The sequence below is a fragment of the Diplocloster modestus genome (assembly GCF_019042245.1).
Taxonomy (GTDB): domain Bacteria; phylum Bacillota; class Clostridia; order Lachnospirales; family Lachnospiraceae; genus Diplocloster; species Diplocloster modestus.
In genome coordinates, this window is the sequence record NZ_JAHQCX010000001.1 from 43,184 (window position 1) to 57,447 (window position 14,264).

Below are 14,264 nucleotides of genomic sequence, written 5' to 3' on the forward strand. Positions count from 1 at the left end.
TATTGAACCAAACGCATTCTGGGAGTTATCGCCATATGAGGTAATGGATCTGATACACAGACAGCGCCGTATGGAAATCAGAAGGATGAAGCAGCGCGTATCAGGTGAGTTCGTATTAGCAGAAGTCATTTGGAGATATATGGGAATGATGCTTGACGATAAAGCCGAAGCGCCACTACCGTGGGATTACTATCCGGAATTATTTGCAAAAGAAAAAGCAGAACACGTGAATGCTTTACATAATGCAGAATTAGAGTCGTACAAAGAAAGACGCAAAGGTTTTGTGGAAGAATTCAACCATCGTCGTTCCGGCGAGTGAGAGAGGAGGTGGAACATGGGAGAAACTTTAGAAAAGCTGCAGGTGGTAATAGAAGGTACAGCCAATCCCTATAAAAAGGCATTGAAAGACGCTAAGAGTGAGACACAGAAATTATCCGAATCTGTCAGCGAGCAGATGAAAAAAGTTAAAAGCTCTATGTCAGATCTCGGAGATAATAAGATGCTGCAAAAGATCCGCAATATGCAAAACCAGATCAGGAAGGCAGTATCATCGTACCGGGAAAAGGCGGGGTTTGCTCCGGAAGGACTCGGAAACGCGTTGAGGAATAATATCAGCAGCGGGATAAAATCACTGCAGGTAAACGCTGGAATCAAAGAATATACGGATGAATACCGCCAGGTTCAGAACGATATCGATCGTGCTTCTAAAGCTGTTGACAGGCTGAAAGAAAAGCAGAGAGATATGGCAGCCTCTGGGGTACGTCGTAATTCAGACGAATGGAAAAAGCTTCAAGGTGAAATAGCTCTGGCGGAAAGGCGCGTTGAGAGCTATAAAGCGAAGATGTATCGCATAGAAGGCACGGGAAAAGACCTGCAGTTTTCTGGATTCAAGGGTGTCGGCTCTTCTATTTCTAAAGCTTTCAGCGGAATGAGTTCAGTATTCGGCAAGGTCACAGGTGTAATAAAAAAGGCTGGGGGAGCATTTGCAGCACTCATTCAAAAGTTTAAAACCGGTATCCCGCACCTTAACCGGGCTAAAAAATCCATGAATGATATGCATGGATCTGGTCGTGGATTATCTGGAATGTTCCGCACTTTGGCAATAAGCGCGAAATTTATGTTTGCCAGCTTCCTTATTCGCGGGGCGCTGAACGGGGCAAAAGAAGGAATGCAAAATCTCGCCCAGTATAGTGGCGAGACCAACAAGAGCCTATCAATGCTTATGTCCAGTCTCACGCAGCTTAAGAACAGCCTGGCGACGGCCTTTGCACCGATCCTGAATGCGGTGGCCCCTTTGCTGAATGCTTTGATACAGAAGATCTCCCAGGCGGTATCTGCAATCGGTATGCTTTTTGCTTCTTTAACCGGTCAAAAATCATTTACTAAAGCAAAGAAAGTCAATCAGGATTTTGCCGCCAGCCTGGATTCGAATACAAAAAGTGCCAAAAAAGCCGATGAAGCTAATAAGAAGCTGCAGCGTACGCTTCTCGGGTTTGATCAGATCAATAAAATGAATGGCAAGGATGATAATGATTCTGCGGGCGGAGAGTTGTCGCCGTCCGATATGTTTGAAGACGTAGAAATAAACAGTCGCGTCAAAAGCATAGCGGACATGATCAAAGAGGCTTGGAAGAACGCGGATTTTACGGATATAGGCAGGATGGTTGGGGAGAAGCTGAATGCTGCTCTTGCATCAATACCCTGGGATAAAATTCGATCTACTCTTGATAAAATTGCTAAGAGTACAGCAACGTTCTTAAACGGATTCATGGTGGCAGTAGACTGGCAGCTTTTGGGAAATACACTTTCCCAGGGACTAAATACAGCCTTTGGGTTCGTAAATACATTTGCGGAAAATTTTGAGTGGACATCTTTTGGGCAGAGTCTTGGACGTGGATTGAACGGCGCCATGAAAGGCATAGACTGGAGTCTGATTCGTGAAACGGTAAAGAACCTGGTATCTGGGATAGTGGGATCTCTCAATGGATTTCTAAATGAAACAGACTGGAGCTTAGTCGGACAAACATTAGGACAGGGAATCAATACGATAATCGATGCAGCCCATACACTTGTGACAGAATTTGACTGGAAAAAATTGGGTCGGTCTATTGCGGATAGCATAAACGGAACACTCTCCACGGTGGATTGGTCTAAGGCCGGAGAGACGTTATCAACTGGTGTAAAGGGACTCTTAGATGTTGGAATCGAAGCATTAGAAAATATAGATTGGGGCTTGGTGGCAGACAGCGTTGAAGAATTTGTTTCCGGAATCGATTGGAGCGGAGTAGTCAAGAAAGTTTTTGAACTTCTCGGCGCAGCATTGGGAGGATTGGCAGCATTCCTGGGAGAGCTTATCATGGATGCATTTTCCTCCGTCGGAGACTACTTCGGAGAGCGGATAGAGGAATGCGGTGGCAACTGGGTTAAAGGGATCTTCAAGGGAATTAATGACGCTTTGGCATCATTTGACCAATGGCTAAAAGTAAACGTTTTTGATCCCATAATAGGCGCATTTAAAAAGGCTTTCGGGATAAACAGTCCATCAACAGTCATGGAGACCCAGGGGATCTATATTATCCAGGGTCTTTTAAAAGGTATTTCTGATACTAATAAAGAGATTGTAACCTGGTTTAAAGATCTCCCAGGAAACATCAAAACTACTTTGGGCGATGCAAAAAAATGGCTTGTGGAAAAAGGTAAGGGGGCAATTGAAGGTTTTAAAAGTGGGATGGAAAACAATAAAGACCTTATTAAAAAGGTTGCTGAGTCTATCCCAAGTACAATAAAAAATGGAATCGGAAACCTTTGGGATATAGGAAAAAATGCCATTGATTCCTTTGCTAAGGGCTTTTCCTCGGTGCATATTCCACTTCCGCATATTTCTGCAACCTGGAATGAGCATAAAATTGGGAAATTGAGTTTTTCTACTCCAAGTTTCGATATTGATTGGTATGCAAAAGGTGGGTTCCCTGATGCCGGTGAAATGTTTGTCGCCAGGGAAAGCGGCCCCGAAATGGTTGGACGTATCGGGAATCGAAATGCTGTAGCGAATAATGCACAGATAACACAGGCCATTGCAGATAGTGTAGGGCCAGCGGTGTATGAGGCTGTTTCAGCGGCTATTGCAAACAATCAAGGATCCGAAGGCGGAGGCGTAACAGTAGAATTTACATTTATGGTGGATTCGGAAGTAATATACAAGATGGCCCGGAAGGGGCAAAAAAAGGCGGATCGGAGATTTAACATTGTTGCTTCGACTGTATGATTGTGAGGGATGCCTGGAAACGGGCATCCATTTTTATGGGAGGAATAATTATGGCGATGTTGGTCGTTGATGGAATAGAACTGCCGGACCCTTCCGGTATGACGTGGGGTCTGCAGGATGTATCTGCAGATGATGCTGGGCGTGTGCAAGATGACAATGACACGATGTACAAAAATAGAACATCGCAGAAGAGAAAGCTTTCATTATCATGGAATAACCCGGATCCACAGAAGGCAGCACTTATTTTACAGGCTTTTAATCCAGAATATTTTATGGTTATATATCCTGATGTGCTTACTGGTGGGAGTGAGACACGGGAGTTTTATTGCGGAGATAGAACGGCGCCATTTAAAATGTGGACGGTAAACAAGAAGCGATATTCTTCCGTTGCTTTCGACATCATAGAGAGGTGATCAGATGATAAATGTAAGCAATGCGTTTAAAGAGAAAATTAGGAACAATACAAAGGTATTAATCAAAGGAACGATTACCTTTAAATCGGGTGAGTCAGTCAATTTATCTGGGAGCGACTTTTTGGCCGGAACAATAAGATTCGATGATGCTACATCAGGAAGCGATAGCTTTGATATCGGAAGCGCTATTATCAACAAGCTTTCCTGTAGCCTAAATAATTATGATAGTAAATTTGATCAATATGATTTTGATGGGGCGGTACTGCAGGTGTATGTTGGTGTAATCATATCCGAGACCACAAAGGAGTGGATCCGCAAGGGCACGTACACCATTGACGATCCGGTATCGAAGGGGTCTACTATTGCCGTAACTGCATTGGACAACATGCATAAGTTTGACCGCCTATACAGCGATAGCACTCTGTCCTATCCAGCCACCCTGGGCGAGATAGTCCGGGATGCCTGCAGCCGGTGCGCGGTGTCATTGGCAAGCAGCCGGTTCGACAACGATAGCTATACAGTACCGGTCCGGCCTGACGATGAGTCTATGACATACAGGGAGATGATCTCATATGCTGCCCAGATAGCTGGATGCTTTGCCCGGATAAACGTGGACGGCGCCCTCGAACTGCGATGGTATGATTTTGATGCTTTTGAGGGAGAGGATCACCTGGACGGAGGGCGTTTTGACAACTACACTTCGGCCCAGTATCAAACCGGCGACAATGCTGCCGGCGGGGAATTTGACAACCTGGACCCAAATGTGTACGTCACCGGGGACAATTATGATGGTGGTACTTTTGATGCCTTGGCACGGTATCATCATATTTATAAGCTTTTTTCGCAGAGCATAGGTACTGACGATGTGATCATAACAGGAATAAAGGTGACGGAGGATACCGAGGAAGGAGCTGCGTATCTGGTTGGAGAAGAGGGGTACATACTGTCCATCAAGGATAATCCTCTCATACAGGCGGGTCAGAGCCAGGCAGTAGCGCAATATCTGTATGCCAAGATAGGGGGCAATCAATTTAGGCCGCTCACTGTATCATGCCTGTCAGATCCAACAATCGAGGCAGGTGACGTTGGATATGTGTCAGATCGGAAGGGAAACAGCTACAAGACAGTGTTGACCAATGTCGCATATACCATCGGCAGCCAGCAGACGATCACTTGTGATGCGGAGACACCCAGCGCAAAACGAAGCTCCCGGTCCACGGCAGAAACAAAGACACTGATCAAGGCTCGGCAGGAAGCACAAAAACAGATCAGCAATTATGACCTGGCTGTCCAGCAGCTTACCAGCCTCATGACACAAAGCTTTGGGGTATATAAGTCAGAAGAGATTATGGAGGATGGCAGCACAGTTTACTACATGCACAATAAACCGGTACTGTCCGAATCAAAGACAATCTGGAAAATGACTGCTGATGCGTTTGCAGTAAGTACCGATGGTGGAAAAACCTGGAGTGCCGGTATAGATAGCAGTGGTAATGCGGTGGTTAATGTTCTGTCCGCAGTGGGTATTAATTTTGATTGGGCGCGTGGCGGAACACTATCTCTTGGTGGGGCGAACAATGGAAATGGTGTGATGAAGGTATACAATAGTACCGGGAGGGAGGGCACAGTTATTGACGCGTCAGGTGTAAAATCTATGCATACTGATGGATCATATACAATGATGGGACCCGTCGGAATGCAGCATCACGACTCGTCTGGAGACACGGACTATCACTATCTGATGCACAGCGGGACTTATACTTTTAGCGGTACGTTCAACGGCAAGTGGAGCAGCGACATACAGCTCCCTGGTGCCTTTAAAGGGAAGAATTTTAAGGTCACTGTACAGTTTGCGGGGATGGTTCCGCGTGAAGAATATAACGATGTCTTAAGCAGTTTAGCCCTTGATACTTCCACAAATCAGGAGAACGGGACATTTAAAATAATGTGTCGTTGTAATTCATTTAGTTTGGAGCAGCGGACCGGGCCTGATGGGTCGCTCCTTAATCAGCTGACTGATCCGGCATCAGTAACAATATCTTATCTGGTCATAGCATAGGAGGTGATGTAAATGGCTATATGTGTAAGACGTGGAAATTATACAGACTTTGACCCAAACAAGCTTAAGCCGGGTGAGTGGGCAGTGGTATTGGCGCAGGATCCGCATTGCCAGGATGGTAAATCAGTGTATATATGCTTTTCTGCCGGAAAAACGAAACGTATGGCTACGTACGAGGATATGCTGGAGCAATTCGGGACAATAACGGATGATATAGTCCGACAGCTCACAGAAGGTATAAATGCGGTAATTGTGATAGCCAATACTGCAGCCAGTAATGCGAATGCACAGGCGGAAGCGGCGAGAAGTGGTGCGTCGGCGGCCAATTCCGCGGCCACACATGCGTTATCGGTGGCGGATGATCTGGAAGCCCGATGGGCGGCTGGCGAGTTTAATGGTCCGCAGGGGCCGGCAGGTGCAACCGGGAAAACTGGAGCGCAAGGCCCGTCTGGAATAAACGGCGTAGATGGTACAGCCGGACCAATGGGGCCTCAAGGTCCGGAAGGACAGCGGGGCGCAACCGGAGCAACCGGAGCGCAGGGACCGAAAGGGGATACTGGGGCGATAGGGCCAAAAGGCGAAAACGGATCCCAAGGTCCAACTGGTCCAAAGGGAGCTACTGGTCCGCAAGGACCAGCTGGTGAAAACGGAGTGGATGGAGCCGCCGGACCGATGGGGCCTCAAGGCCCGGAAGGTCCGCGGGGTGCCACCGGGGCCATTGGCCCACAAGGCCCGAAAGGCGATACTGGCCCCACCGGGCTAAAAGGTGAAAACGGGTCCCAAGGCCCAACTGGACCAAAAGGAGCAACTGGCCCGCAGGGACCTGCTGGAAAAGATGGGGCGGATGGTGTAGATGGTCCGATGGGACCTCAAGGACCAGAAGGGCCGCGCGGTGCAACCGGAGCAACCGGAGCGCAGGGCCAAAAAGGGGATACAGGTGCTACAGGACTGCAGGGAGTGACAGGCGCACAGGGGCCAATAGGTCCAAAAGGAGATACTGGTCCACAGGGGCCACAAGGCCCAAAGGGTGACAAGGGAGATATTGGACTGCAAGGCCCTATGGGAGCAAGTGGTGTTGTGACGGAGACGACCGGAGCTTTCGTTTTTGCGGGAGACGAGAGCGGGAACGGTGATCTGTGGTGTTATTATTCCGGCGATACTGCTCCGGTGTTTGAGACGGAGACTAATGGCGACATATACATGCAAATAGGAGGATGATGATATGCCGAGAGCATATGTAGGCAATTTTCTGGGGCCTCAAGGCCCGAAGGGCGACAAAGGAGATACGGGCGCACAAGGCCCGAAAGGAGCGACCGGTGCCACCGGACCACAGGGGCTAAAGGGGGATACCGGGGCTACCGGACCCGCTGGTGCAACTGGCCCCGCCGGCCAGAACGGAGCTACTGGATCGACCGGCCCGAAAGGAGACACAGGCCAGCGCGGGAGTCAGTGGTATTCTGGGACCGGGATCACGGGCACGTCTTCAACAGCAACGGTTTTTTCGGGATCAGGAGTGACGTCGGCTTTAGTTGGGGACTACTACTTAAATACATCAACCGGTTATGTATATAGATGCACGGTATCTGGCGCGGCCAGTGTGGCAAAATGGGTATATGGCGGCAGCATTAAAGGGCCAACCGGGGCGCAAGGCCAAACCGGCCCAACGGGGGATACTGGACCGCAAGGAGCTAAAGGAGATACTGGGGCTACCGGTCCACAAGGTCCCACTGGCCCATCTGGGCAAAGCGGAGCTACCGGGCCAACTGGCGCTAAAGGAGATACTGGCCAGCGCGGGAGTCAGTGGTATTCTGGGACCGGGATCACTGGTACATCAACTACGGCAACGATCTTTTCGGGATCGGGCGTGACATCGGCGCTAATCGGTGACTACTACCTGAATACATCAACCGGTTATGTATATAGATGTACGGTAGCTGGATCTGCTAGCGCAGCCAAGTGGGTGTATGCCGGCAATATTAAGGGAGCAACCGGAGCCAAAGGAGCGACGGGAGCAACCGGTGCAACTGCTCCGTCAATATATGCACAACACGGAAAATGCCGTAACCATGCGGCTTTCCACTATCTTAAAGACAATTAAACAGCCCCTATGATTACACCTAAAACGCCGTAGCAAGGTTGGACAAGCCTTGATATGGCGTTTTTAGTAGGATATGCCGCCGCAGCTTCAAAGAAGTTGTGGCGTTTTTTATGCCCGCAGGAAAGGAGGTGCAGCCGGAATGTATTTCACAAAGGGCAAGCAGCGGGCGTTTGAACTGCTCATGCAGCAAAAGCCGGGATTTGACCGCTATCAATCCGGCTGTGCCGGAGGTGATGAAGATTGCGGCACTTGCCGTTTTTACCGCCCCGGGTGGAAGTATGAGTTTTGCGTTTTCAAAGAGTGTCCTTACTGCCCCGGCAAAAGGACGCGGAAAACGCCCGCCAGCATGGACAAATAGACGGGCAAAAGCCCTTGTGCCATGCGGCTTTGCAGACGCGAAAACGGCAAAGGGCATATTGCAATACCAAAACCGCCGAAAACGGCTTTCTAATTGTCCACGCAGACCAAGAGAGGAAGTGAGGAAATATGGCAGTTTTCAGAGTGGAGCGAAATACGGGATATACCGTTATGAGCAACCACCACTTGCGCAACAAGGAATTGTCCTTAAAGGCAAAGGGCTTGTTGTCGCAAATGCTGTCTTTGCCGGAGGATTGGGATTATACCCTTGCGGGATTATCCCATATCAACCGGGAGAAGATCGACGCAATCCGCGAAGCGGTAAAGGAACTCGAAAAAGCCGGATATATCGTGCGCAGCCGGGAACGCGACGAAAAGGGACGCTTGCGGGGCGCGGATTACGTCATATACGAGCAGCCGCAGCCGCGAGAGCCGGAAGCAGCTACCAGCGGCGAACAGCCGCCTATATTGGATTTACCTACATTGGAAAATCCAACATTGGATAATCCAACGTTGGAAAAACCTACGCAGGAAAAACCTACGTTGGAAAATCCAACGCAATTAAATAAAGATATATCAAGTAAAGAAAAATCAATTACTGATTTATCAAGTACCCATTCCTTTCCATTCCATTCCCCAAACCCCTTGCCCTTTGAGCAGGACGAAGCGGCTACGCCGCCGGAAAGGAAAAGAACGGAAGCGAAAAGCAATAGCGCAGTAGAGATTTACAGGGAAATTATCAAGGACAATATCGAATACGACCATCTCATTCAAAACTACAAAATCGACGCAGACCGCCTAAATGAGATTGTTGACCTCATGCTGGAAACCGTCTGCACAGCCCGAAAGACAATCCGTATCGCCGGGGACGACTACCCCGCCGAACTGGTGAAATCCAAGTTTATGAAACTGAACAGCAGCCATATTGAGTTTATTTTGGATTGCATGAAGGAAAACACAACCAAGGTGCGCAACATCAAGCAGTACCTAAAAGCGGTGCTGTTCAACGCGCCGAGTACCATTGACAGCTACTATACCGCCCTTGTCAATCACGATTTTTACGGCGGCGAATGAGCATAGCCGCACTTTACCGGGAAAGGAGTTGATACCTTGCAGGAGGAAGTAACCCAAAAAACGATTGCCCTATACGTCAAGGTGGGAAAAGGCGCGGCGCGGCTTACCGAACAGGCGTTGCAGAAAGCAATCCGAAAGTTTTTGGAGCAGAAAAGCAAGCCCGCGCATGGGAAACAGACCATGCGCCAGCTTATGAAGCAGAACGCGGGCGTTTCCAACATCGAGATCACCGACAGCAATATTAAAGCCTTTGAGAGTACGGCGAAGAAATACAACATAGATTTTTCGCTGAAAAAGGTTAAGGGTGAACAGACCCGTTACCTTGTTTTTTTCAAAGGCCGGGACGCGGACGTTATGACCGCAGCGTTTCAAGAGTTTTCCGCAAAGAAGCTGAACAGGGAGAAAAAGCCCTCTATCCGCAAAGCCCTTGCCGCTGCAAAGGACAAGGCGAAACAGCTTAACGCCGCCCGCGACAAGGTAAAGAAAATGGACAGGGGGCGCGAGATATGAAGCAGTTAAACTACAAAAAGCTGATAATCCCGAATATCCCTTATGTGTTCTTTGTCTATCTCTTTGATAAAGTCGGACAGGCGGTGCGGCTTGCCCCCGGCGCGGATATTTCCGCAAAGATACTGAATATCACACAGGGATTTTCCGCAGCCTTTGAAAACGCCTTGCCGAGCGTTTACCCGCTGGATTTGCTTGTCGGCATTGTAGGCGCGGTAATTATCCGCTTGATTGTCTACGTCAAAGGGAAAAACGCAAAGAAATACCGCAAGGGCGCGGAGTACGGCTCTGCCCGATGGGGAAACGCCGAAGATATAAAGCCCTACATAGACCCGGATTTTCAAAACAACATCATTTTGACGCAGACGGAACGGCTTACCATGAACAGCCGCCCGAAGCAGCCGAAGTACGCGAGGAATAAAAACGTCGTCGTGATCGGCGGCAGCGGCAGCGGAAAAACAAGGTTTTTCGTCAAGCCTAATTTAATGCAGCTTCATTCCTCTTACGTCTTGACAGACCCGAAAGGTACGGTTTTGATTGAGTGCGGGAAGCTGCTGCAACGGGCAGGCTACCGCATTAAGGTATTGAATACGATTAACTTCAAAAAATCCATGCACTACAACCCCTTTGTGTATATCCGCAGCGAGAAAGATATTTTGAAGCTGGTAAATACGTTGATAGCGAATACCAAAGGTGAGGGCGAAAAAAGCGCGGAGGATTTTTGGGTAAAGGCAGAACGGCTTTTGTATTGCGCGTTGGTGGGCTACATCTGGTACGAAGCCCTCGCAGCGGAAAAGAACTTTATTACCCTGTTGGAACTTATCAACGCCAGCGAAGCCCGCGAGGACGACGAGGAATATCAAAGCCCCGTCGATTTGCTGTTTGCCGACTTGGAGGAATGCGACCCCGACCATTTCGCGGTGAAGCAGTACCGAAAATATAAATTAGCGGCGGGTGATATATGCTCTAAGTGACTTCTTAATCATGATTTTGTCATGGTTAGTGAAGCAATCACTTAGAGCATTTTTGTTTCAGGAGGTACAGCCATGAGAAATGAAAAAATTACCCCACTGTACGAGCGCCTGAGCCGGGACGATGAGTTACAGGGCGAGAGCAATTCCATATCCAACCAAAAGCAGATGTTAGAGGATTTTGCCCGCCGGAATGGGCTGCCCAACCCTACGCACTTTACCGATGATGGTATCTCAGGCACTCGTTTTGACCGCCCCGGATTTTTGGCGATGATGGAGGAAGTGGAGGCAGGGCGTGTAGAGGCAATCGTCATCAAGGACATGAGCCGGTTAGGACGCGACTATCTGAAGGTCGGTCAAGTTATGGAGGTTTTGCGGCAGCGCGGAGTTCGGCTGATTGCGATCAATGACGGTGTGGACAGTCTGAAAGGTGATGACGATTTTACCCCGTTCCGCAACATTATGAATGAATTTTACGCCCGTGATACCAGCCGGAAAATCCGCTCTGTGTTTAAGTCAAAAGGCATGAGTGGCAAGCACCTGACCGGCACTGTGATTTACGGCTACTTATGGGACGAAAAACGGGAGCATTGGCTGGTAGATGAGGAAGCCGCCGAAGTGGTACGCCGTATCTTCTCCCTCACGCTGGAGGGATATGGGCCTTATCAGATCGCCTGCAAATTATCCGCAGACCGGATTGAAATTCCTGTCGTACACCTTGCCCGCTTCAACGAAGGTGTGAACCGTTCAAAGCCGGTCAAAGACCCCTATGGATGGGGATCATCTACCATCGTGAACATTTTGAAAAAACGAGAGTATTTAGGGCATACCATCAATTTCAAGACCCGCAAGCACTTTAAGGACAAGAAAAGCCACTATGTTTCTGAGGACGAATGGACGATCTTTGAGAATACCCATGAAGCCATTATCGACCAGCAGACCTTTGATTTGGCGCAGAAAATCCGCAGCAATGTACGGCGTTATCCAAACGGCTGGGGCGAAGCGGCTCCCCTCACAGGCTTGCTCTATTGTGCCGATTGCGGCGGCAAGATGTATGTCCACCGCACCAACAATGGCAAGCGGGTTTCTCAATATACCTGTTCCAATTATACCAAAGTTCCGTGTGGGACACTATGCCATACACAACACCGTATCAATGAGAGTGCTGTTCTGACATTGGTTTCCGACACGCTCCGGGCCATCGCTGAATATTCCAAAAATGACCGGACGGAATTTATTCACACCGTTCAGGAGACGCAGGTTGCCCAACAGAGTGCCGATATAGCGAAAAAGCGCAGGCGTCTGGCCGCTGCTCAAAAGAGAGCCGGAGAACTGGAAAAACTGATTTGCAAAATCTATGAGGACAATGCCCTCGGCAAGCTGTCGGATGCGCGATATAGGGCGCTTGATGCACAGTATGCCAAAGAGCAGGACGCACTTGAGATTGAAATTGCGGAGCTGGAAAAGGCTGTTACCGGCTATGAGCAGAGCCAGAAATCCGCAGAGAAATTTATAGCCCTGATTGATAAGTATGAGAATTTTGACACGCTGACAAACACCATGCTCAACGAGTTTGTAGAGAAAATCCTTGTCCACGAACGCGCCCGAAAAGGCAGCCAGGACACCACGCAGGAAATTGAAATCTACTTCAATTTTTTAGGACGCTATATCCCACCATCCTTACAGCCGGTTCCTTTAACCCCGGAGGAACAGGAAGAACTGCAGAAAAAAGAAGAACGCAAGGACAGGCTTCATCAGAATTATTTGAAGCGGAAAGCCAGCGGCGCACAGAAACAGTATGAGGACAAAATCAAGGCGAAGAAAAAAGCGGAAATGGACGCTAAGAAAGCCCTGATCCGGGCTGAGGATATGAAAAAAGGCGTTTTTTCTACTGTCGGACAGCTGCCGAAAGAAGAACCACGCAAAGGCAGCATAGCAGCCAGCGCAGCAGTCTAATCATCACGAAGCAAAGGAGAATGAATATGAGTAAGTTGACTTACATTCGTTGTGGAGATTATGATATACCCAACCTAAAACTTTCTGAACAGCCGGAAACTTCTATCGGCAAGTACGGCAGAATGCGAAAATCCTACCTAAAGGAACATCGCCCCATTCTCTACAACCATCTGCTGATGAGCGAGAAGCTGTATCCACACCTGTTAGAGATTGAGCGGACAGCACAGGGGCGTGTGGAAACCATGTTGCCTCACATGATGGAAGTTGCGGGTGTCACGGAGGAACTGAAAGCCTGTGACCCTATGCGCTGGATGGGGCTGATGAACACGCTGAAAGCGCAGGCAGAAGAAATCATATTAGCAGAATTGATTAACGACTGATTCCCTAACAATAAATTACAATATAATCAAAAAGACGAAGTTAGTGTAAATAGACTGACTTCATCTTTTTTGATTCCTATATTCTTCTGGGGATTTTCCATAAACTTTACGGAAAGTGGCCGCAAATTTACTTGCATTGGCATAGCCCAAATGCTCTGCAATATTGCCGATTGTCAAATTCGGTTTTGACATCAATAAAAGCGCATACCGCATTTTTGCCTGTCGGATATAAGCCCCAATAGGAACACCATACATGGCTTTGAATGATTCTCGAAGTTTGGTCTGCCCCATTGCTGCTATTTTGCAAAGCTGCGAGAGTTCTGGTGGGTTTAAAATATTCTGTTCAATAGCCAGACGTACAGATTCCAGCGCCTTTTTCTCTTGTTTGGAAAGAGACTGGTGTTTAGATGCTATCTCCTGTCGCTGTTTATGAAAGTTGCCTGCCACAATAGAAAGCAGTTCACCTACTTTGCTTTCGTAGTAAAGACGGGAGGTTTCGCCAGCAATCAGTTTATCCCGTATCTGCAAAAACAGGGTTCCAATTTCCGGGGTATTATAATCAAAAGCTTTCCAATCATAAACCTCTGCATAGTCAAAATCGTCCGGGGTAAAACGGTCTTGCAGATTTTTCTCTATGTAATCTTCAAACAGCAAAACTGACGCATAGCTGATTGGTATATTGGGTTGATATAATACTCGCCCCTGTGACGGCTTATTTAGATAAAGGTGGATTCCCTCTGTGATAGGTTGGGCTTTCCGCCCATTCTGGATCAGGGTAACACCGCCGGATTCCAAATAATAAATTTTCACCAGCTTTTGATTGATCTCATATTTGCGTTCCATTGAGGCGTATGGTATCCAGCTTCCGGTTGACAGGAATAATCCATCTGTCGGTTGAACCTGATAGATATTTCCATAGCCTTGTCTGTTTTGCGGCTGCAAGGTGCAGATTCCATTATGATTATCCTGTCGAAAATGATAATCATGCAGATAAAAAGAAGCATCCCCTAATTCGTGCGCGGCCTGTGTAGAATCGGTCTGCATCCTGCTCACCCCCGTTTCTTATGTAGTCGGAATAATCCGCAGTATCTTTTTTTATGCTCCAAAATGTCGCAAAGGCTGTCAGCAAAACCACAAAAAGCACTGATATATCCGGTTGTTTTTCCACTTTTAACTCCTGTTTT

The 14,264-nt window shown here is 48.2% G+C and carries 12 protein-coding genes and 1 pseudogene; 12 read left to right on the plus strand and 1 reads right to left on the minus strand.

From position 1 onward, the window contains the following. Positions 1-85 precede the first annotated feature (85 nt). The 12 genes and pseudogenes from KTH90_RS00290 (at position 86) to KTH90_RS00345 (ending at position 13,080) form a co-directional block, all read left to right on the plus strand. A complete protein-coding gene (locus tag KTH90_RS00290) occupies positions 86-319 on the plus strand; it encodes a hypothetical protein (protein ID WP_238726030.1) in 234 nt (77 codons plus the stop codon). A gap of 15 nt (positions 320-334) precedes the next feature. Continuing rightward, a complete protein-coding gene (locus KTH90_RS00295) occupies positions 335-3,265 on the plus strand; it encodes a ubiquinol-cytochrome C chaperone family protein (protein ID WP_238726031.1) in 2,931 nt (976 codons plus the stop codon). A gap of 50 nt (positions 3,266-3,315) precedes the next feature. After that, the gene (locus KTH90_RS00300) at positions 3,316-3,678 is read left to right on the plus strand and encodes a hypothetical protein (protein WP_238726032.1); all 363 of its coding nucleotides are present in this window, start codon (positions 3,316-3,318) and stop codon (positions 3,676-3,678) included. 121 nt (positions 3,679-3,799) lie between these two features. Beyond that, positions 3,800-5,737 (plus strand): hypothetical protein, encoded by a 1,938-nt coding sequence (locus KTH90_RS00305; RefSeq protein ID WP_238726033.1) that lies wholly within the window; start codon positions 3,800-3,802, stop codon positions 5,735-5,737. Between the two features lie 12 nt (positions 5,738-5,749). Then, positions 5,750-6,955 (plus strand): collagen-like domain-containing protein, encoded by a 1,206-nt coding sequence (locus KTH90_RS00310; RefSeq protein ID WP_238726034.1) that lies wholly within the window; start codon positions 5,750-5,752, stop codon positions 6,953-6,955. Between the two features lie 377 nt (positions 6,956-7,332). After that, complete coding sequence (locus KTH90_RS00315) at positions 7,333-7,605, plus strand: hypothetical protein (RefSeq protein ID WP_238726035.1); 273 nt, start codon at positions 7,333-7,335, stop codon at positions 7,603-7,605. Between the two features lie 369 nt (positions 7,606-7,974). Then, complete coding sequence (locus tag KTH90_RS00320; protein ID WP_238726036.1) at positions 7,975-8,193, plus strand: hypothetical protein; 219 nt, start codon at positions 7,975-7,977, stop codon at positions 8,191-8,193. A 128-nt stretch (positions 8,194-8,321) separates the two neighbouring features. Then, positions 8,322-9,266: a DUF6017 domain-containing protein gene (locus KTH90_RS00325; protein WP_238726037.1), complete on the plus strand. Its 945-nt coding sequence runs from the start codon at positions 8,322-8,324 to the stop codon at positions 9,264-9,266. Positions 9,267-9,302: 36 nt separating this feature from the next. Continuing rightward, positions 9,303-9,776: a PcfB family protein gene (locus KTH90_RS00330; protein WP_238726038.1), complete on the plus strand. Its 474-nt coding sequence runs from the start codon at positions 9,303-9,305 to the stop codon at positions 9,774-9,776. Continuing rightward, positions 9,773-10,729: pseudogene (locus KTH90_RS00335) on the plus strand (type IV secretory system conjugative DNA transfer family protein); the annotation flags it as partial. The gene KTH90_RS00330 and the pseudogene KTH90_RS00335, both read left to right, overlap by 4 nt. Positions 10,730-10,819: 90 nt before the next feature. Then, positions 10,820-12,700 (plus strand): recombinase family protein, encoded by a 1,881-nt coding sequence (locus KTH90_RS00340; protein WP_238726040.1) that lies wholly within the window; start codon positions 10,820-10,822, stop codon positions 12,698-12,700. Between the two features lie 26 nt (positions 12,701-12,726). Continuing rightward, the gene (locus KTH90_RS00345) at positions 12,727-13,080 is read left to right on the plus strand and encodes a TnpV protein (protein WP_024724768.1); all 354 of its coding nucleotides are present in this window, start codon (positions 12,727-12,729) and stop codon (positions 13,078-13,080) included. 60 nt (positions 13,081-13,140) lie between these two features. On the opposite strand, the gene KTH90_RS00350 is transcribed toward KTH90_RS00345, so the two are convergent. Continuing rightward, entirely contained in the window at positions 13,141-14,124 is a 984-nt protein-coding gene (locus KTH90_RS00350) for a helix-turn-helix transcriptional regulator (RefSeq protein WP_050004277.1), read from the minus strand. Positions 14,125-14,264: the final 140 nt, after the last annotated feature.

Bases quoted from the DNA above. Each gene is read 5' to 3' on its own strand.
- KTH90_RS00290 (WP_238726030.1), top strand. From the start codon at position 86: ATGAAGCAGCGCGTATCAGGTGAGTTCGTATTAGCAGAAGTCATTTGG.
- KTH90_RS00295 (WP_238726031.1), top strand. From the start codon at position 335: ATGGGAGAAACTTTAGAAAAGCTGCAGGTGGTAATAGAAGGTACAGCC.
- KTH90_RS00300 (WP_238726032.1), top strand. From the start codon at position 3,316: ATGGCGATGTTGGTCGTTGATGGAATAGAACTGCCGGACCCTTCCGGT.
- KTH90_RS00310 (WP_238726034.1), top strand. From the start codon at position 5,750: ATGGCTATATGTGTAAGACGTGGAAATTATACAGACTTTGACCCAAAC.
- KTH90_RS00320 (WP_238726036.1), top strand. From the start codon at position 7,975: ATGTATTTCACAAAGGGCAAGCAGCGGGCGTTTGAACTGCTCATGCAG.
- KTH90_RS00325 (WP_238726037.1), top strand. From the start codon at position 8,322: ATGGCAGTTTTCAGAGTGGAGCGAAATACGGGATATACCGTTATGAGC.
- KTH90_RS00340 (WP_238726040.1), top strand. From the start codon at position 10,820: ATGAGAAATGAAAAAATTACCCCACTGTACGAGCGCCTGAGCCGGGAC.
- KTH90_RS00345 (WP_024724768.1), top strand. From the start codon at position 12,727: ATGAGTAAGTTGACTTACATTCGTTGTGGAGATTATGATATACCCAAC.
- KTH90_RS00350 (WP_050004277.1), bottom strand. From the start codon at position 14,124: ATGCAGACCGATTCTACACAGGCCGCGCACGAATTAGGGGATGCTTCT.